Origin of the sequence: Micropruina sp. (assembly GCF_047602085.1) — a bacterium.
Lineage (GTDB): Bacteria > Actinomycetota > Actinomycetes > Propionibacteriales > Propionibacteriaceae > Micropruina.
In genome coordinates this window covers 408,431-427,507 of sequence record NZ_JASGID010000007.1, presented here as the reverse complement: position 1 = coordinate 427,507, position 19,077 = coordinate 408,431, and the positions used below count along the sequence as shown (strand labels likewise).

The 19,077-nt window shown below is 71.3% G+C and carries 9 protein-coding genes; 5 read left to right on the top strand and 4 right to left on the bottom strand.

The genetic code is table 11. The features are described from left to right. The first annotated feature begins 32 nt into the window (after window positions 1-32). The 3 genes from QM721_RS14445 to recD are packed head-to-tail and all read left to right on the top strand — an operon-like array spanning window position 33 to window position 8,144. Window positions 33-3,143, top strand: a complete 3,111-nt coding sequence (locus QM721_RS14445) for an exodeoxyribonuclease V subunit gamma (RefSeq protein WP_415123204.1) — start codon at window positions 33-35, stop codon at window positions 3,141-3,143. Then, the gene (locus QM721_RS14440) at window positions 3,143-6,391 is read left to right on the top strand and encodes a UvrD-helicase domain-containing protein (protein WP_415123202.1); all 3,249 of its coding nucleotides are present in this window, start codon (window positions 3,143-3,145) and stop codon (window positions 6,389-6,391) included. Before QM721_RS14445 ends, QM721_RS14440 begins: the two co-directional genes overlap by 1 nt. Continuing rightward, window positions 6,384-8,144 carry an exodeoxyribonuclease V subunit alpha gene (gene recD, locus QM721_RS14435; RefSeq protein WP_415123200.1) on the top strand — a complete coding sequence of 587 codons (1,761 nt, stop codon included), beginning with the start codon at window positions 6,384-6,386 and terminating at the stop codon, window positions 8,142-8,144. Before QM721_RS14440 ends, recD begins: the two co-directional genes overlap by 8 nt. 90 nt (window positions 8,145-8,234) lie before the next feature. Here the strand turns inward: recD and QM721_RS14430 are convergent, their stop codons facing one another. Both QM721_RS14430 and nudC read right to left on the bottom strand, forming a co-directional pair. Then, window positions 8,235-8,480, bottom strand: coding sequence for a hypothetical protein (locus tag QM721_RS14430; RefSeq protein WP_415123199.1), 246 nt, complete (start codon window positions 8,478-8,480; stop codon window positions 8,235-8,237). Between the two features lie 174 nt (window positions 8,481-8,654). After that, window positions 8,655-9,524 (bottom strand): NAD(+) diphosphatase, encoded by an 870-nt coding sequence (gene nudC / locus QM721_RS14425; RefSeq protein WP_415123197.1) that lies wholly within the window; start codon window positions 9,522-9,524, stop codon window positions 8,655-8,657. Between the two features lie 185 nt (window positions 9,525-9,709). On the opposite strand from nudC, the gene QM721_RS14420 reads away from it, so the two are divergent. Together QM721_RS14420 and recQ are read left to right on the top strand one after the other, a co-directional pair. Next, window positions 9,710-9,979, top strand: coding sequence for a DUF4342 domain-containing protein (locus QM721_RS14420; RefSeq protein WP_415123195.1), 270 nt, complete (start codon window positions 9,710-9,712; stop codon window positions 9,977-9,979). A gap of 356 nt (window positions 9,980-10,335) precedes the next feature. Next, entirely contained in the window at window positions 10,336-12,216 is a 1,881-nt protein-coding gene (recQ, locus tag QM721_RS14415) for a DNA helicase RecQ (protein ID WP_415123193.1), read from the top strand. 294 nt (window positions 12,217-12,510) lie between these two features. Here the strand turns inward: recQ and QM721_RS14410 are convergent, their stop codons facing one another. Together QM721_RS14410 and QM721_RS14405 are read right to left on the bottom strand one after the other, a co-directional pair. Beyond that, the gene (locus QM721_RS14410; protein WP_415123191.1) at window positions 12,511-15,654 is read right to left on the bottom strand and encodes a UvrD-helicase domain-containing protein; all 3,144 of its coding nucleotides are present in this window, start codon (window positions 15,652-15,654) and stop codon (window positions 12,511-12,513) included. Then, window positions 15,651-18,905: an ATP-dependent helicase gene (locus QM721_RS14405; RefSeq protein ID WP_415123189.1), complete on the bottom strand. Its 3,255-nt coding sequence runs from the start codon at window positions 18,903-18,905 to the stop codon at window positions 15,651-15,653. The genes QM721_RS14410 and QM721_RS14405 overlap by 4 nt, the downstream gene beginning before the upstream one ends. Window positions 18,906-19,077: the final 172 nt, after the last annotated feature.

Genomic DNA, 19,077 nt, shown 5'->3' with positions numbered 1-19,077 from the left:
TGTCGGAGCAGCCCCCTAGGGTGTTGCCCAGCATGACCGGACTGATTCTTCATCGCAGCGACGACGCCTCCGCCCTGGCCGCCGAACTGGCGTCGCGGCTGGGTGGCGTCCGCACCGACCCGTTCGCCACCGACCTGGTGGTAACGCCACACGCGCACCTGCGCCGCTGGCTCACCAACGAGTTGGCCCACCGTCTGGGAAGCCCCGGTGAAGGCATCTGCGCCGGCGTCGATTTCGTCACCCCCGCACGCCTGCTGCGCGATCTGGGCGAACCGCTCGCGCTCTGGCGCGCCCGCCACCTGACCTGGCGGCTGCTGGCCGTGATCGAAACCCGGTCCGACGTTGCTGAGTTGGCCCAGTTGCGGCGGCATCTGGGCAACTCCCGCGATGGGTACCGGGTCGCTCGCCGGATCGCCCGGCTGTTCGAACGGTACCTGGAGTGGCGGCCCGACCTGATCGCCCGGTGGCGCGCCGGTGACGACTGCGACGAACAGGGCCGGCCGCTGGGCGTCGACGGTTGGCAGCCGGTGTTGTGGCGGCTGCTCGCCGCCGAGGCGGACCCGCTGGCCGAACGTGACGCCTTCCTGACCGACCTGCGCCAACGGCCGCAACGGCTTGCGCTGCCCGGGTCGGTGTCGTTCGTGCAACCCGACCCACTATCGCCATGGTGGGTGCAGATCCTGTCAGCGCTCGCCGAGCACCGCGACGTCCACGTGTCGCTGCGGCAGGTGACCGCCGCGTCCTGGCCGGCGCCGCTGCCCGACGACCCAGCCGCTCGGCTGAGTGCCTTTGAGTGCGGCGCGCAGCGCGGCCTGCTGCCCCTGGCCCGCGACGAACTGCTGGCCGGAACCGTTCAACCGCCCGGCACGCTGGGCTGGCTGCAATCCCGCCTGACCGGACGGCAGGAGCCCCCGCCGGCACCGGACGGCAGCGTTCAGGTGCACGCCGGCCACGGGCTGGAGCGACAGGTCGAGATTCTGCGCGACGCCATCACCGGGCTGCTGGCCTCCGATCGCAGCCTCGAACCCCGACACATCGTGGTCGGGTGCGCCAACCTGGCTGCTGCGGCGCCGCTGGTCACCGCAGCCTTCCGGCTGCCGTCCGAGGTGCCCGGACGGCACCCCGCCAACGACTTCCGGGTGCAGGTGGCCGACCGCAGTTCGGCCGACACCAACCCGCTGCTCGGCATCATCGTCCGGCTGCTGGGCCTGGTCGAATCGCGCGCCACCGCCGCCGAGGTGCTCGACCTGTGCGGCCAGCCAGCGGTGGCCGCTCGCTTCGGATTCGATCCAGACACCCTTAAGCGGCTCGGCCAGTTGGCAATCGAGTCCGGGGTGCGCTGGGGGCTGTCGGCACAGCACCGCCAGCGCTACGGGCTGGGCAGCCTGCGGCAGAACACCTGGATGGCCGGCCTGCAACGCATGCTGCTCGGGGTCGCACTCAGTGAGGACCGGCTCCCGGTGGTCGGCACCACCCTGCCGCTGCACGACGTCGAGGATCGCGACCTGGACGGCCTGGGCGGCCTGGCCGAACTGCTCGCCCGGCTCGGGCTGTTCGCCGCCGCGTCAGCCGCCCCGACCACCCTCGCCGGCTGGGTGCAACGGCTGCAACAGGCCGTGGACGACTTCACCCTGACCAAGGGTGACACCGCCTGGCAGCGCACCGACGCCCAGGCCCGGCTGGCCGAACTCGCCGAACGCGGCGCCGGGGATGCCGTGCTGAGCCTGGCCGACCTGAACGCACTGGCCGTCGACGAGTTCGAGCGGGGCTCAGCCCGTTCAACCTTCGGCAACGGTGCCCTCACTGTCTGTTCGCTGCGCTCCCTGCGTGGCGTGCCCTACCGCGTGATCTGCCTGATCGGCCTCGACGACGGGGTCTTCCCCGCCCGTGGTGAGCGTGACGGCGACGATCTCATGCTGCGCGAGCCCCGGCCTGGTGAGCCCGATCCGGTCGCAGAAGACCGTCAGGCACTGGCCGACGCCGTGGGCGCAGCTCGACAGGCCCTGGTCGTGGTGCATCAGGGTCGCTCGGCGCTGAGCAACGAGAAGGTGCCGCCGCCGGCCGCGCTCGCCGACCTGCTTGACGTGCTCGCCGAGGGCGGGGTGATGCCACGCCAGCATCCGCTGCAGCCGTTCAGTCCGCACCTGTTCGGGGCAGGCGGGGCCGAACCGGTCAGCTACGACCCGTCAGGCTTGCGCGGCGCGCGCGCCCTGCTCGGCCCGCGCCGGGAGGTACGCACCGACACCGTCCTCCCCCCGGCCGGCCCGCTTACCGAGGTGACCCTCGACGACCTGATCGCCCTAGCCTCCGACCCGGTGAGGCATTATCTGCGGGTCCGCTGCGATCTGAGTCTCGGCGAGCCGGAGGAACCAGGCGAAGAGGTGCCGATCGAACTGGACGGCTTGGCGCAGTGGGCGGTCGGCGACCGGATGCTCCGCCTCGCCCGCGAGGGCCACAGCCGCGACGACGCCGTGCGGGCCGAATGGCTGCGTGGCCAGGTACCGCCCGGTGAACTCGGCAATCGCCTGCTCGCGGGCATCGCCACGACCGTTGGCCGAATCATGGGCAACCTGCCGGTTCCGGCGGGCGTCCCCGTCGTGCACCACGACCTGGTCATCGACTGCGGCCCCGTCCGGCTGACCGGGCGGGTATCGACGCAACAGGATGTGATCGTCGACGCCACCTATTCCAAGCTGAGTGCCAAGCATCGGCTGGGCAGTTGGCTGCGGCTGATCGCCCTGACCGCCGCCACCGGGCAGTCGTGGCGGGCGGCGGTCGTGGCCAGAAGCTGGACATTGCGGCTGCGAGGCCCCGAACCCGAAATGGCCCGGGTGTTGCTCGATCGTTGGGTGCGGTTGTACCGGCTGGGCCTGGACACCCCGCTCCCGGTTCCGGCCCAGTTCGGCGCCCGACTGGCCGAACTGCTCGCCGACGGCAAGGACCCGTTCGGTGAGCTGACCGACCTCGGCAAGGCATACCGCACCTGGGGCGACGAGACGTGGCCGATGTTCTACCCCACCGTCGACGACTTGTTGAGCGTCGGCATCGGCTCCGACGATCTCGACCAACCCGGCGAGACCGTGCTGGCCTGCGCCGCCGCCCGGCTGATCTGGCAGCCGCTGACCGATCATGAGGTGCGCTGATGGAGCGCTTCGACGACTTCGACCCGAACCGTCCGCTGGGCAGCGCAACCACCGTGCTCGAGGCGTCCGCCGGCACCGGCAAAACGCATGCCATCGCCGATCTGGCCGTGCAGCTACTGGGTTCGGGTGGCACCACGATCGAGCGGCTGCTGCTGGTCACCTTCGGCCGCGACGCCACCCGCGAGCTTCGTTCCCGGGTCCGCGAGCATCTGCTTCGCGCTGCCCGCGACAGCGACGATCCGGACGTCCGGGCGAACCTCGGCCGGGCCATCGCCGGCTTCGACGCGGCGGCCGTGATGACCATTCACGAGTTCTGCCAGGCGTTGTATGCCCGGCTCGGAGTGTTGGCAACCGGTGATCCGTCCGGCACCCCGCTGCCCGACCTGCGTCCGCTGGTGCGTGAGGTCGCCGTCGACGAGTACCTGCGGCGCTATGCCTTCGCCGAGCGGCGTCCGCCCATGCCGCTGACCGATCGCGATCAATGGCGCGAACAGAACGGCGCCGACCGGCTCGCCCGGGACGCCGTCGAGAACGCGCTACGGACCATCGTCCCGACCAGCGCGCCCAATTCGGCCGCGGAGCGGATTCGGTTCGCTGAGCAGGTGCGGCGGGTGTCGAGCGAGCGCCGGCATCGGCTGGGTGTGCTCACCTTCGACGACCAGTTGCTCCGGCTGAGCACTGCGCTCGCTGACCCGGTCACCGGCGCACAGTCATGCCAACGACTGCGCGCAACGGTCGACTACGTCCTTGTGGACGAATTCCAAGACACCGACCCGGTGCAGTGGGACATCCTGCGGCGGCTGTTCGACGGGCACCGTCCGATGGTGCTGATCGGTGACCCGAAACAAGCGATCTACACTTTCCGCGGGGCCGACGTGCAGGCCTATCTGCGGGCTGCCCGCGGGGCCACTGAGCGCTTCGGGCTGAGCCGTAACTACCGCAGCGACGCGGCCCTGGTCGACGCGCTGGGCACGCTGTTCGACGGGCTGCGGCTCGGCGACGGCATCGACGTTCGCCCGGTGCGCGCCGACCGGCCCGCCTGCGGGTTGCGGCACGGCGACAGCGACGTCGCACCGGTGCTGTTGACCACCATCGACCAGCCACAGAAGTGGACTCAGGCCCGTGACCAGATCGTCGCCGACGTCGCCGTCCACGTGTCTGCATTGCTGCAGGATCATCACCTTTTCGATGACGCTGATCCGGGTGAGAAACTGGCCGGCGACAAGGCATGGCGCCCCGTTGATCCGGGTGACATCGCGGTCTTGGTGCGCACCAATCCGACCGCCCAACGGGTGGCCGACGCGCTGCGTGCGCGAGGCATCCCGGTCGCGCTGAGCGGCGCCGAAAGCATCTTCTCCACGCCCGCAGCCACGGACTGGTTGTTATTGCTGCGGGCCTTGGCCAGCGGGTGGCGCGGCGATCTGCGCAAGGCTGTTCGGACCGCCTTCTTCGAGGCATCGCTGGCCGACCTGGCCAGCGCGGACGAACAGCAGGTGGCCGGCTGGACGGCAATCCTGCGGCAGTGGGATCGCATCCTGCACAGTGCGGGGGTGGCGGCTCTGTTCGCCGCCATCGGCGCCGAGACCGGGTTCATCGACCGGGTGCTGGCCCGGCCCGACGGCGAGCGGTTGATGACCGACTTCCGGCACGTCGCCGAGCTGCTGCATGCGGCGTCTGGGCGTCAACGGCCCAACGCGACCTGGCTGGCGCAATGGCTCGCCGAACAATTGAAACGGCCGGCGGCCGAAAGCGAACGGACCCGCCGGCTAGAGACCGACTCGCGTGCCGTCCAGGTGAAGACGGTGCATCGCGCCAAGGGTTTGCAGTACCCGATCGTGCTGCTGCCCGATCTGTGGAAGCCGTTCGGTTCCAGTGGCGACAACGGCGGCGCGTTGCTGTTCCACGATGACGACGGGCGGGCATTGGTCGACCTGGGCGGCGCGGACGCAGCCGGTCGCGTCGAGCGTTACCGCCAGGCGCAACTCGAAGCCGACGAGGAGGAGTTGCGGCTGCTGTACGTGGCCTTCACCCGGGCCCGCTGCCAGGTGCGGGCCTGGTGGGCGCGCACCGAGCAGACCGCCGACTCGGCGCTGCAGCGGGTGCTGTACCGGGCTCGGACCGTGGAGCCGTCCGTGCCCGCCGCCCGCTATGCACTGGACACTCCGCCCGGCACGCTCTCGCCCGCCGAACTGGCATGGGTGCGGAACGCGCCCGGCATCGTGGTGCGCCCGATCGAGCCGCACACCCGCCCGTCCGAGCCTGTGGTGGGGCCCGAGCGCACCGAACTGCGCGCCCGGAGCTTCGATCGCCCGATCGATACCGACTGGCGCCGAACGTCGTACTCGGGCCTGACCGTCGGCGTTCACCACGACGCCCCGCTGTTGCTCGACGAGCCGGAGGAACCCCAAGGCGCGACTCCGTCCGGGTCGTCCGCCGCGCCGTCCCCGATGCGCGATCTGCCCGGCGGCACCCAATTCGGCACCTTGGTGCACGCCCTGTTCGAGCACGTCGACCCCGGGATGGATGTCGGCACGTTGCGCGCCAACCTGGCCCGCGCCGCCACCGAGTGGCTGCCCCGGTTTCCGCTGCCCGGGGTCGAGGCCGACCAACTAGCTGAGTCGTTGCTGCCCGCATTCGCGACCCCGCTCGGCTCGTTGGCCGAGGGACGCAGCCTGGCTGAGTTGCCGCTGGCCGACCGGCTCGCCGAACTCGCCTTCGACCTGCCGATGGAACCCGCGCGAACACTCACCCTGGGCGATGTCGCAGGGCTGATCCGCCGGCACCTGCCGCCCGCGGATCCGCTGGTCGGCTACCCCGCGCTGCTGGCCGATCCGGCGTTGTCGGGCCAGCGGTTACGGGGTTTCCTGACCGGCAGCATCGACGCGGTGCTGCGGGTCGGGAGCACCGAGCACCCCCGGTTCCTGGTGGTCGACTACAAGACCAACCGGCTCGGCGGCGACGACCTGACCCTCGGCCACTACGCGCAGGGCCCGATGGCGGCCGCGATGTGCGCCAGCCACTACCCGTTGCAGGCGTTGCTGTACTGCGTCGCCCTGCACCGCTTCCTGGCCGGACGGCTGGCCGGCTACGACCCGGAGCGGCACCTCGGCGGGGTGCTGTACTTGTTCGTCCGGGGCATGGGCGGGGCCGAGGCCGGACCCGATACCGGGGTGTTCGCGTGGCACCCCCCCGCCGCCCTGGTCACCGGACTGTCCCGGCTGCTGGGCGGAGGTGCGGCCGATGCGTGATCCGGAACTGTCGGTGGTCGCCGACGGACTGGTCGGCAAATTCCACGCCCTCGGCGTCTTGGACTGGGCCGATCTGCACCCCGTGCGGCACTGGTCGCTGCTGTACGGCGAGTCCGATCAACGGGTTCAACTTGCCCTCGCGCTCGCCGTCCGGGCGTTGCGGGCGGGTTCGGTCTGCCTCGAACTCGACCGGGTGCGCAGCACCGTCACCGGACGCGACGACGAACTGGTTGAGGTTCCCGACGAGCTCTGGCCCGCCCAGGCCGATTGGCGCGCGGCGCTGCAGGCCAGCCCGCTGGTCGCGCGCGATCCGGACGGTGACCTGCGGCGCCCGGCCCGGCTGGTGGGCGAGCGGCTTTACCTGACTCGGTACTGGGAGCAGGAAGAACGGGTCCGCATCGCCCTGATCGAACGCACCCTGGCCACCCCGACCAGCCCCGGCCCCGGCAACCAGTCGCTCGATGTCGTCCTTGACGAGTTGTTCGGCGCCCAGGCCGACCCCGACCAGCGCCGCGCCGCCGCGCACCTGGCCGGCTCCGGCGTCACGGTGCTGGCCGGCGGACCCGGCACCGGCAAGACCACGACCATCGCCCGGATGCTCGCCCTGCTGTTCCGTCAGGGGGTGCGCCGGATCGCGCTCGCCGCACCCACCGGCAAGGCGGCCGCCCGGATGGACGAGGCGCTGCGCGAGGCGGCCGAGCACCTGCCCGCCGATGTGGCGGCCTGGATCACCACGCTCAGCGCCTCGACGGTACATCGCCTGATCGGTTGGACGCCGCGGCGGCGCGCCACGCCCCGGTTCAACGCCGCCAATCCACTCCCGCACGACGCGGTGATCGTCGACGAGCTGTCCATGGTGTCGCTCACCCAGATGGCGCAGTTGGTCGACGCGCTCGGGCCGGCCACCCGGCTGGTGCTCGTCGGCGACCCCGACCAGCTCAGCTCGGTCTCCGCAGGAGCCGTGCTCGCCGACCTGACCCGGGCCGGCTGGCAGGGCACCGGCGGGGCCAGCCCTGTGGTCCGATTGAACCGCAACTACCGCTTCGCGGGCGTCCTGGGGCAACTGGCGACCGCGGTCCGCGACGGCGATGCCGACGCCGTCCTCGACCTGGTGGCCGCAGGCGATCCGCACCTGACCCTCACCGATCCCGCCCAGCCCCAAGACGCCCTGCGCGCCCGCGTGGTGCACACCGGCCGGGCCATCCATTCCGCGGCAGTGGCCGGGGACGCGGCGTCCGCGCTCGACCTGCTCGAGCGGCACCGGTTGCTCTGCGCCCACCGGCACGGCCCGTTCGGCGCCACCACCTGGGCACGTCAGGTCGAGTACTGGCTGCGGGCGTCCGTGGCCGGGTTCGGCGCCGAGGGCGAATGGTATGCCGGACGGGCGCTGCTGGTGACGTCCAACCAGTCCGACTGGGGGCTGTGGAACGGCGACACCGGCGTGGTGCTGCTCGACTCCGGACGCCCGGTCGTGCACTTCGCCGGACGAGTGGACAAGGCGCTCAGCCCCGACCTGCTCGGCCCCACCCAGTCGGTGGACGCCCTCACCGTGCACAAGTCGCAGGGCAGCCAGTTCGCCGAGGTGACGCTGGTGGTGCCGCCGGTCAGCTCTCCGCTGCTCACTCGTGAGTTGCTGTACACCGCAGTCACCCGAGCCCGCGACGCCGTCCACCTGATCGGGACGCCGGACTCACTCGCAGCCGCCGTGGAGCGGACGGCACGCCGGGCGTCGGGGCTGCGGGAGCGGTTGTGACAGGGCCGGCTGCTCGTCGATGGAGCCTGGCCGCCCGCGCGACGATCTCGGCAACCGAAGATCGCCCGCTGCACGCGCCGTCTCGACGGTTCAGCGATCTCCCCGGCGAGCCATCTGCTCCACAATCCAGCGCGCCGTCTCGCGGGTGCACGCGCCCGGGTCACTGAAGCTGACGGCGAACACCCCGGTGATCTCAGTCAATTGCGGCACACCGCGCAGGGCCAAGATCGCGTCCGCCTCACTCGCGTACTCGTCCGGGGGCGCGCCGCCGGCGATCAGCCCGACGGGATCGGCCTCGGCAAGAATCGCGATCATCTGATCCCTGGTGACGGCCATGTGGCTGAGCCTATGGCCTGCGTCGTCAATCACCTGCAATCACCATCACTGGGCTGCGTGGGTCTCAAGCCAAGGGAATGCTGATTCTCGTTGGTTGAACTCGTCGAAACCCACTGGCCAGAGCCGCACAGCAGAGGTTTCGACACGCTCGACCGACGAAGAATCGGCGGCTTCCTAACCCTCCGGTGCCGGCAACTCCCCTGAGCGCCACTCGGCCACCAGCCGGCTCGCGATCGAAGCCGACCCCGGCAGGCTGACCTCGCCGGCATCTTCGGCCGCCGTCAGCTCCTCGCGGGTGAACCACCGCGCGTGCTCGATCTCGACCCCGTCCACCTCGATCCGTGTGCCGGCTGCCCGCGCGACGAAGCCCAGCATCAACGACCGGGGCAAGGGCCAGGGCTGGCTGCCTACGTAGCGCACCGATGACAGCCGCAGCCCGCTCTCTTCGCCCACTTCGCGGTGCACGGCCATCTCGAGCGACTCACCCGCCGACACGAAACCGGCCAGAATCGACATGCGTCCGGTCGGCCAGGCCACCTGGTGCCCGAGCAACAGCCGGTCGTCTGCGTCGACAACGGCGACGATGATCGCCGGATCGCTGCGCGGAAACCGCTCCCGGCGGCATCCGCCGCAATACCGCACCAGGCCGCCGCTGGTCACCACGGTGAGCGAGCCGCAGACCGAGCAGTGCGGTGACGTGCGGTGCCAGTTCACCAGCGCCACGGCCTTCACGACGAGCTCGCGATCGGCGTCGTCGAGCACCGGCATCAGCTCGCGCAGGCTCGCCATGGCGTCGGTCTCGCCAGCCTGCACGAACACCGGACGACCCGCGGCTAGGCCCAGCAGAAAGTGACGCTGCGCGTCGTAGGCTCCGTGCGGCGACTGCTCCGGCACCGTCAAGCCCTCGCCGGCGCTGACCCGCCCCAACTCGTCCACGGCCAGCAGCAGTGCTTGCGGCGACGCCCACTGCGCGGCGACCCACGTCGCGTCGCTGCGCAGGCTCTCGCAGTGATCCAGCAACCCCGCCTCGCCCCAGTTCTGCATGTCTTCAACCTACGACGCTACCGTCCGACGCACGCACCATGCCCAACCGGCGCGACCCCCGCTGAGACCCTCCGACCCTGGCCCAGGCCGGCGGTAATGCGGGCGAAGCGGTCGCGATCTAGCTGGCAATCGGTCGTCCATGGGCGAGAATGGAAGCCTCAGCCACGGTTCTGGAGACGAGTGACATGACGGACGAGAAGCACACCACCGAGGAGTTCCAGGTCACGCTCAGCAATGTGATCGGCAAGATCGTGGAGCTGATCCGTGAGGGGAATGTGCGCCGAATCACCCTGCGACGGGGCGGCAAGACGCTCATCGAGGTTCCGCTCAACGCAGGCCTCACCGTTGGGGCGGTCACCGCGCTGGTCGCCCCGGTGCTGCTCGGCGTGGGTGCGCTCGCCGCGGTGGTCACCAAGGTGACCATCGTGGTGGAACGGCCCGCCCAGCCCGAGTGACTCGCCCAGCCCGGACCCGTCCAGCCCCAGTTCTCGGGGCCTTAGGCCTGCGCGGCCAACAGGGTTTCGACGGGCTCAACCAGCGGTGGGTGCGCTGATCGGTACCTCCCGACGCCGACACAGTTGACCCCAGCAGGGCGAGATCGCACCCGGTGTGGCGCAGGTGCGCCCACTCCTCCTCAAGGATGACCCGATGCAGTCACCGACCGTGGGCCGCCAGTCACCGCCGAGGGGTCGGAGCGTGCCTGGGCGAGCAGATCCGGTGTGAGTTGCGCCAGGAGGTCGGTGACGAACTGTTGTCGCTCGGCGCGCACGACCTGACGACCCGAGCCAGGCTGTCGGCGCTGGCCCCTACCATGAGTCACGTGCCTGACCTGTTGCCGCTGGACGTGCTGCGCACCACGTTCGGGTACGACGACTTCCGTGGCGAGCAGGGCGCCATCATCGACCATGTCGCCGGCGGCGGTGACGCGATCGTGCTGATGCCCACCGGCGGCGGCAAGTCGCTGTGCTACCAGATTCCGGCGATGGTGCGGCCCGGTGTCGGTGTGGTGATCTCGCCGCTGATCGCACTGATGCACGACCAGGTGACCGCCCTGGAGAACGTCGGCGTGCGGGCCGGGTTTCTCAACTCGAGCCAGAACTACGACCTGCAACGGCTCACCGAGCAGCAGGCGACCGCTGGCGAACTCGACCTGCTCTACCTGGCACCCGAACGCCTCGACCTGGCCCGAACCCAGGAGTTCCTCGATCGGCTGACGCTGTCGGTGTTCGCCATCGACGAGGCGCACTGCGTGTCGCAGTGGGGGCACGACTTCCGCCCCGAATACCTCAAGCTGTCGGTGCTCGGGCAGCGGTGGCCCGACGTGCCGCGGATCGCCCTCACCGCGACCGCAACACCGTCCACCCGACGCGAGATCGCCGAACGGCTCGGTCTGCAGCAGGCCCGCACCTTCGTCGCCAGCTTCGATCGTCCGAACATCTCCTACCGGATCGAACCCAAACAGCAACCGCTGAAGCAGTTGCTGACGCTGATCCGCTCCGAGCACGACGGGGACTCCGGCATCGTCTACTGCCTCAGTCGCAAGTCGGTCGAAGCCACCGCGGAGTCCCTGGTCAAACAGGGAATCGACGCTCTGCCGTACCACGCCGGGCTGCCGGCCGGCGTGCGCTCTGCGAACCAGTCGCGGTTCCTGCGCGAGGACGGCGTCGTGATGGTGGCGACCATCGCCTTCGGCATGGGTATCGACAAGCCGGACGTCCGGTTCGTCGCGCACCTCGACCTGCCGCGCAGCATCGAGGGCTATTACCAAGAAACCGGACGGGCCGGCCGCGACGGGCTGCCAGCGACGGCCTGGATGGCCTACGGGCTGGCCGACGTCGTGCAGCAGCGCCAGATGATCGACCGCTCCGAAGGGGACGCCGCCCATAAGCGCCAGCTCGGACAGCACCTCGAGGCGATGCTCGGCCTGTGCGAGACCTTGCGCTGCCGACGCCAGTTGATGCTCGACTACTTCGGCGAACCCAGCGAACCCTGCGGCAATTGCGACACCTGCCTGAACCCGCCCACCCCGTGGGACGGCACGGTGGCCGCGCAGAAGCTGCTCTCGACCGTGGTGCGGCTGAAGCGGGAACGCAACCAGCGCTTCGGCGCCGGCCAGTTGATCGACATCTTGCACGGCCGGCGCACCACCCGCGTCGAACAATGGCGGCACGACCAGTTGAGCACCTTCGGCATCGGCACCGAACTCACCGACCTGCAATGGCGGGCGGTCATCCGCCAACTGCTGGCCGCCGGCGTCCTGGCGGTCTCCCCCGACGGGCACCACACGCTCGAGATCACCGACGCTTCGTGGCCGGTGCTGCGCGGCGAGCGCCCGGTGCCGCTGCGCGAGGACGCGGTCGTCCGGGCCGGCTCGACCCGGAAACGGACGGCGTCGGCGGCCACCAAGGGGCCCGCGGCCGCGACCGAATTGAGTGCGGAGGACCGCGAGCTCTTCGAACGCCTCCGTACCTGGCGTGCCGAGACCGCCCGAGCCGCCGCCGTCCCCGCCTATGTGGTCTTCCCCGACGCCACCCTCGCCGCGATCGCCCAGCACCGTCCGGCCAACGCCGACGAACTGTTCGCGATCAGCGGGGTCGGGGCCAAGAAGCTGGATTCCTACGGTGACGCCGTCTTAGCCGTGGTCATCGGACGAGATGGCGATCGGCTGATCACCACGCCCACCCCCGGTTGAGCTTGTCGAAACCACTGCTGGTCGCGTTGATCAGCGCTTGCCTGGAAAGGCGCCGATTCTCGCCGGTCGAGCCTGTCGCGACCCCAGAACTACGTCCCCGGCGCGAGGTTTCGACACCCTCAACCAACACGAACCCCCGCCGGTCGAGCCTGTCGAGACCCCAGAACTACGTCCCCGGCGCGAGGTTTCGACACGCTCAACGAACAGTGGTTGCGATCAGCGCCTCGCCAGGCAAACGCCGACGATCGTGGGTCTCACCGACACCTCCGTGGCAAGCTATTTCACCGCGTTCGCTCAGCTACGGGATCTGTTCAACCGCCCCACCGCGCTGGCCCACTCCGATTCCGCCGGCAACACCGGCGGCAGCACCAGCCGGTCGGCGATGATGTCGAAGAACCCGGCCCGCACCCGCTCCATCGGTACCCCTGCCAGTTCGGCCCAGGCCTGGCGGTAGACGGCCAACTGAATCGGATCGGCCCGGGTCACGTCGCCGGTCTTCCAGTCGACCACCAGATAGCCCTCGCCGTCGGTGAACACGGCGTCGATGCGGCCCCGCACGATCGTGCCGGCCACCATCATGCTGAACGGCACCTCAACGCCCAGCGGACGGCGGGTGGCGAACTGGCCGCGTTCGAACGCCGCGCTGAGGTTGGCGAAGTGGGGGTCGTCAGGCGGTTCCTGCCCCGGGTCGAGGTCGAGCGACGGCGCCAGCGCGAACCGTTGCTCCAGCCAGCGGTGAAACCGTGCGCCCAGGCGCTGGGCGGCCACCGGACGCTGCGGCATCGGACGGCCCGACTCGGCCAGAAAGCCGTCCGGGTCACGGGTCAGCCGCCCCAACCCGGTCGCCGACAGGTATGCCGGACGCGCCGGTGCCACCGAGTCGACCGCCGCCGCGACCAGCCGCTCCAGATCGTCGTCCCAGAGCGCCGCCTCGGCTCGTTCGTCGGGCGACAGACCGGGGGGCTCCACCGGCACCAGGAGTTCGGCGGCATGCTGCACCTGCTGCGCCAGTCGTGCCCGGCGCTCACGCAGCTCGGGGTCACCCGGCACCGGCCAGGCCAGCGCCGAACCTGCCCCGGCCAGCGGGTTCTCACCGGTGGTCGGCGGCGCCTCGGCCACCACCCGGCCCTGCCGGGCGATCACGTTGAGGTAGGGCGACGGCACTCGCGGTGTGGTCAGCTCCCCTGCCCAGGTGTGGGTGCTGGCCACCAGCAACCGCTTGGCCCGGGTGACCGCCACGTAGGCCAGCCGGTCTTCGGCGTGCCGCGCCTGCCGTTTCAAGGCGGCGGCGTGCTGCTTGAACCCGGCGTCGGAGACCTCATCCAGTTGCGGCACCGCATTCGCGTCGCCACGCAGTTCGGCCGGCAACGCCCCGGCGTTGGTCACCCAGTTGTCGCTCACCCGGTCGTTGGGGAACACCTTCTCGGCCATGCCAGGCAGAAACACCGCCTGCCACTCCAGGCCCTTGGCGCGGTGCACCGTCAGCAGCTTGACCGAGTCGGCGTCGGTGGCCACCGCTTGGTCGAGGCCCACGCCGTGCTCCCGCTCCACGTCGAGATAGGCCAGCAGCCCGCCCAGGGAGGCCTCACCGTCCACGTCGCAGTAAGCGGCCACGGCGTCGGTGAAGGCGCCCAGTTGAGCCCCGGACGACCCCGCTGCAGCCAGCTCGGCCTCCAGCCCCAGGGTGGCCACCACCCGCCGCACCAGGTCGAGCACCGGCTCGCCGGCATGCCCCCGAAGGCCGGCAAGCTCTGTCGCCAACCGGCCGAATCGGTCCCGGGCGGCGGCGCTGTAGGGCAGGTCGCCCGGGTCGTGCAGCGCCTCCAGCAGGCTGGGTGTGGCGACCGCATCGGTGCTCGACAGCGCTCGACCCAGATCGTCCACCAGGTCGCCGGCCCGCGGCCCGGGCTCGTGCCGCGCCAGGTCGGCGGCGCGCCGTCCGAGCAGGGCCAGGTCGCCGATGCCGATCGCCCAGCGCGCCGAGGTGAGCAGCCTCACAGCAGCCGGGTTGGCACTCACGTCGTCGAGCAACGCCAGCACCGAGCAGACCTCGACGATCTCGGGCAGCTCCAGCAGGCCACCCAGCCCAACGATCTCGACCGGTACGTCGCGGGCCAGCAGGTCGGCGTACACCGCGGGAATCTGCGCATTGCGTCTGACCAGCACCGCAACGTCGGCCCAGGACGCGACCCCGCCCGAATCGTGCAGCGCCACGATGCGCTCGCCGATGAATCGCACCTCGTCAGGCCAGGTCTGAAACGAGGCCACCTCGACGGCTCCGGGCGGCGTGCCGGGCGGCGCGGTCAGCTCCAGCGATTCGCCGCCCAGCAGGGGGTCGGCCCGCAGCCCGGCAGCCAGATCGTTGGCCGCGGCCAGAATCATCGGCCCCGAGCGCCGGTTCACGCTCAGCGCGAACGCCGCCGCGGGCAGTCCTTCGGCGGTGGGAAAGTCGTGCGCGAACTGCAGAATGTTGCTGGCCGCGGCCCCGCGCCAGCCGTAGATGGCCTGGTGCGGGTCGCCCACCGCGGTGACCGCGTGGCCGCGGCCGTGCGCGGCGTCCGGACCCGAGAACAACGCCCGCAACAGGGCGGCCTGGGCCGACGAGGTGTCTTGGTACTCATCGAGGAGCACCACCCGAAACTGTTGCCGCAGTAGCCCCGAGACCGCCGGCACCTGTTCGGCGAGCCGCGCCGCCACCGCCATCTGGTCGGCGAACTCCACGTAGCCGAGCCGGCGCTTGAGGTCTGCGTAGGCGCTGGCGAGGCCCAGCAGTTCGAGACGCTGTTCGGCGGTGGCGCGGGCCGCGCGCACCGAGACGTATTCGCGCCCAGACCGGTTCAGCGGGGCCTCGGCGAGCGCCGACAGATAGTCCCTGGCGTGTGCACCAACCTGTTGCGACGTCACCAGATGTGAGGTGAGCTCGGCGTCAAGCTTGAGCAGCCGTTCGGTCAGCGTTGCCGGCACGAAGCCCGACAGGTGCTCGAACGGCCCCGCCGCGTTGGTGACCACCCGGGCGGCCAGCCGGTAGCGCGACGCCCCGGTGATCATCACCGGGTCGCTCTCGACCCCGATGCGCAGCCCGTGCTCGCTGACCAGCCGGGCGGCGAACGCGTCGTAGGTGAGCACCAGTTGCTCGCCGGCCTCGTCGACGCCGGCGGTGTCGACCACCCCGGCTCGCTGCAGCGCCGAGCGCACCCGACCCGACAATTCGGCGGCGGCCTTGCGGGTGAAGGTGAGCCCGAGCACCTGTTCAGGGGTGACCTGACCGCTGCCGACCAGCCACACCACCCGAGCCGCCATCACCGTGGTTTTACCCGAGCCGGCGCCGGCGATGATCACCCCGGGCTGCAGCGGTGCCGTGATGGCGGCCAGTTGCTGGTCTGAGAATGGCAGTTCGAGCACCTCGCTGAGCTGCTCGGGTGCGGTGAGGGCGCTCACCCGACCACCTGCCGTCCGGACGGCTTGGCGGGGCAACTGGCCTGAAACGGGCAGTGGCCGCAGCCCGCGCCCGGGGTGGCCGGGTAGCTGCCCTGGCGCACGATTGCCACGGCGCGGGCCAGCCGCTCATGCACCCAACTGGGGTGTTCGGCGTCGTCGTCGGCCAGGTGCGGGCGCTCGCTGAGCGCCGCCTGGTGGTACTCCTTCGGGTAGTCGTCCAGATCGTTGCCGGCCGGCAACCGCAGAAACACCAGCGACGCCCCGGCGCTGCTCGCCCCCGGCCCGGCCAGGCTGGCGAAGCCCCCTGCCTCGATGGCCAGTTGGTATACCCCGAGCTGCTCGTGAGCGGCGACCGCGGCAGCCGTGATGGCGCGCTTATTGGTCTTGAAGTCGACCACCCGCAGCCGTCCATCGGCTGCCCGCTCCAGCCGGTCGACAGTGCCGACAAGTTGCACCGGGGTGCCGTCGAGGTCGAGTTGCACGTCGAAGGCAACCTCTACCCCGAGCACGTCGGCGTGGAGGTTGTGCTGCTGCCAGTTGACGAACCGGGCCAGCGCGTCTTCGGCGTTGGCACGCTCGGCCTGCGACAGCCAGGCAGCGTCAAACGGTAGCTGCGACCACACCTCATCGAGTTGATCGGTCAGCTCGGCCAGGGTCAGGTCGTCGTTGCGGGCGTGTTCGGCCAGCACGTGAATCACCGACCCCAGGCTCGCGTTCGCGTTGCGCGGCGGGTCGGCGCGCACCTGCCGGGTCAGGTAGTGCTGGCGCGGGCAGGTGAGCAGGGCGGTGAGCGACGAGGGGCTGAGCCGCACCGGTGCTGCCGCCGGACGAGCCCCGCCGGTGGGTTCGGCCAGCCCCCACCAACGGGCCGGCTGTGCTTCGGCCGCCAGTGGACGCCCGTGGGCATCGGTCAGCGCCGCCAGCCGGGCAAGGCGCAGCGCGGCCGCCTCGCGCAGCGCCGCCGAGCACTCCACGCTGGTCGCCCGGCGGCGCAGTTGGGCGACCAGAGCGGGCAGGGTGAGCGGGCGGGCGCTCGGCGTGTATTCGGTGACCGGCACCCCCAGCTCGGCGATGAACCGGGACGGCTGGTTGGCCTCGCCGTCGGAGCCCTGCACGGCGGTGACGATCAGCCGCTGCCTGGCCCGGCTGCAGGCCAGGTGGAACAGCCGGCGCTCATCGGCCAGGCTTTCGCGCAGATCGGGCCGGCCGATCAGGCCGTCACTGACCAGCTCGCCCGGGTCGAGAATCGCGCCGCCCTGGCCCGGCGCGGGCCAGAGGCCCTCTTGCACGCCGGCCACCACCACCACGGCCCACTCCAAGCCCTTGGCCCGATGCGCGGTCAGCAACCGGACGCCGCGCCCGCGCACCTCGGCCTCGCGCGTGGTGTCGGCCGGAATCTCCTGCGCCGCCACCTCGGCCAGAAACCCCCGGACACCGCCCGTTCCGGCCGGCTGCTCGGTAGCCGCCGCGGCGGCGAACAACGCGATCACCGCGTCGAGGTCGCGGTCGGCCCGCCGTCCGGCCTCGCCGCCGTCACGGCTGGAGCGCCGCAACCGCTGCCCCCAGTCGGTGCCCGACCACAGCGTCCACAGCACCTCGGCGGCGCCGTTACCGGGCACCGCCAGCGCGCGGCCCGCCGCCCCGAGCAGCCCCGCCAGTGCCCGCACCGCACCCACCTCGGGGGTGTCGGGCAGCCCGGCCAGCCGCTCGGGTTCGCTGAGCGCGTCGGCGATCAACTGGCCGGGTGAGCGGCCGACGATGGCCGACCCGGTGGCCGCGCGCTCGGCGTCGAGCAACAGCCTGCCCAGACTGCGCAGCCCCACGGCGTCGAGCTGGGCCAGCGGCGAGGTGAGCAGGCGTTTGGCCTCGTCGGCGTCGAGTTCGGCACCCCGCAGCACCACCTCCAGCGCCAGCAGCAGGGGCCGCACCGCCGGTTCGGCCAGCAGCGGAATCTCGTCACCGGCCACTTCGACCGGAATGCCCGCCGCCACCAGGGCCCGCGCGATCGGGGCGATCTGGCGCCGACCGGAACGCACCAGAACGGCCAGGTCGCCGTGCTCGAAACCGTCGTCGAGGTGCGCCCGGCGCAACTGTTCGGCGATCAACTGGGCCTGTTCCGACTCCGACGCGCACACCACGGCCTGCACCTGCGGCCCGGGTTCGCTGCCCGGCCCCGAGACACCCCCCAACCCTGGCTCGCCCCGCTGCCCCGGCTCGCCCCCTCGCGCCGGACCACCCACCGGCACCGGACGCAGCGCGGACGCCGCCTCGTCACCCAGCACCGGCAGCGGCAGCCGACGTGCCACCCGGCCGACCGCGTCCGCCACCGCTGCGCTCGCCCGGTGACTGCCGTGCAGCACCACCACTGGCGCCGGCTCGCCCATTGCGGTGGCGAAGGTAGAGCCAAACTCGGCCAGCGCCCGCGGGTGGGCACCGCGAAACCGGAACACCACCTGGTCGGGGTCACCGACGGCCAGAATCGGCCCGCCCGTCGGCACCAGCGCGCGCAGCAGGCCGATCTGGGCCGGGTCAAGCTCGCCGTACTCGTCGACGATCACCCGCGAGACCCTGGCCCGCACCACTCGGACGAGTTCGGCGTCGGTCAGCGCGATGCGGGCCCGGTGCACCAGTTCGGCGTAGTCGAGGCTGCCCTCGTGATCGAGCACATCGAGATACTCGGCGAAGAAATGCCCGGCACTTACCCACTCGGGCCGCCCCGCTGCCGCGCCGAACGCCACCACGTCGTCGGGGTCGAGCCCCAGTTGCCGCACCCGCGCGATCGCCCCCCGCACCTGGCGGGCGAAGGCCCGGGTGCCGATCGCCTGCCGCGTGTCGGCCGGCCAGGCCAGGGCCCCCCGTCCGGTGAGCAGTTCGCGCACCCGGAACTCCTGCTCGGGGGCGGTGAGCAGCCGCGGCTCGGGTTGCCCTGGCTCGGCCGCCAGCCGCAGCAGCCACAGGCAGAACGCGTGCAGGGTGGTGACCCACGGCGGGCTCACCGTGCGATTCATCGCCCGCGCCACCGTGTTGCGCAGTTCGCTGGCCGCCCGGCGCGAAAAGGTGAGCACCAGCGGCTCGGCACCGTCGACGGGCCGGGAGCCGAGTTCGAGGGCCGCCGCGGCCGCCACCACCGTGGTCTTGCCCGAGCCGGGCGGCCCGACCACCAGGACCGGGCCGCTGCGGAACCCCTCGACGGCGGCACGCTGCTGCCCACTCAGCCCCCACGAAGGGGGCAGCTCGCCGATTCGCTCCATGCCCTCATGCAATCATCCGGCACCGACAATTCCGGTTCGACGACACGCACCGCGTGGCACCCGCGTGAGTGACAGGTGTCGCACGAGTGTGACAGGGTTTACAGCGCTGCTGCGACGGTGGCCATCGGTCACCGGACAGCTCGAGCGGCAGCGTCCTTTGATCCGCCCGAGA

Bases quoted from the DNA above. Each gene is read 5' to 3' on its own strand.
- QM721_RS14430 (WP_415123199.1), bottom strand. From the start codon at position 8,480: ATGGCCGTCACCAGGGATCAGATGATCGCGATTCTTGCCGAGGCCGAT.
- nudC (WP_415123197.1), bottom strand. From the start codon at position 9,524: ATGCAGAACTGGGGCGAGGCGGGGTTGCTGGATCACTGCGAGAGCCTG.
- recD (WP_415123200.1), top strand. From the start codon at position 6,384: ATGCGTGATCCGGAACTGTCGGTGGTCGCCGACGGACTGGTCGGCAAA.
- QM721_RS14405 (WP_415123189.1), bottom strand. From the start codon at position 18,905: ATGGAGCGAATCGGCGAGCTGCCCCCTTCGTGGGGGCTGAGTGGGCAG.
- recQ (WP_415123193.1), top strand. From the start codon at position 10,336: ATGAGTCACGTGCCTGACCTGTTGCCGCTGGACGTGCTGCGCACCACG.
- QM721_RS14440 (WP_415123202.1), top strand. From the start codon at position 3,143: ATGGAGCGCTTCGACGACTTCGACCCGAACCGTCCGCTGGGCAGCGCA.
- QM721_RS14420 (WP_415123195.1), top strand. From the start codon at position 9,710: ATGACGGACGAGAAGCACACCACCGAGGAGTTCCAGGTCACGCTCAGC.
- QM721_RS14445 (WP_415123204.1), top strand. From the start codon at position 33: ATGACCGGACTGATTCTTCATCGCAGCGACGACGCCTCCGCCCTGGCC.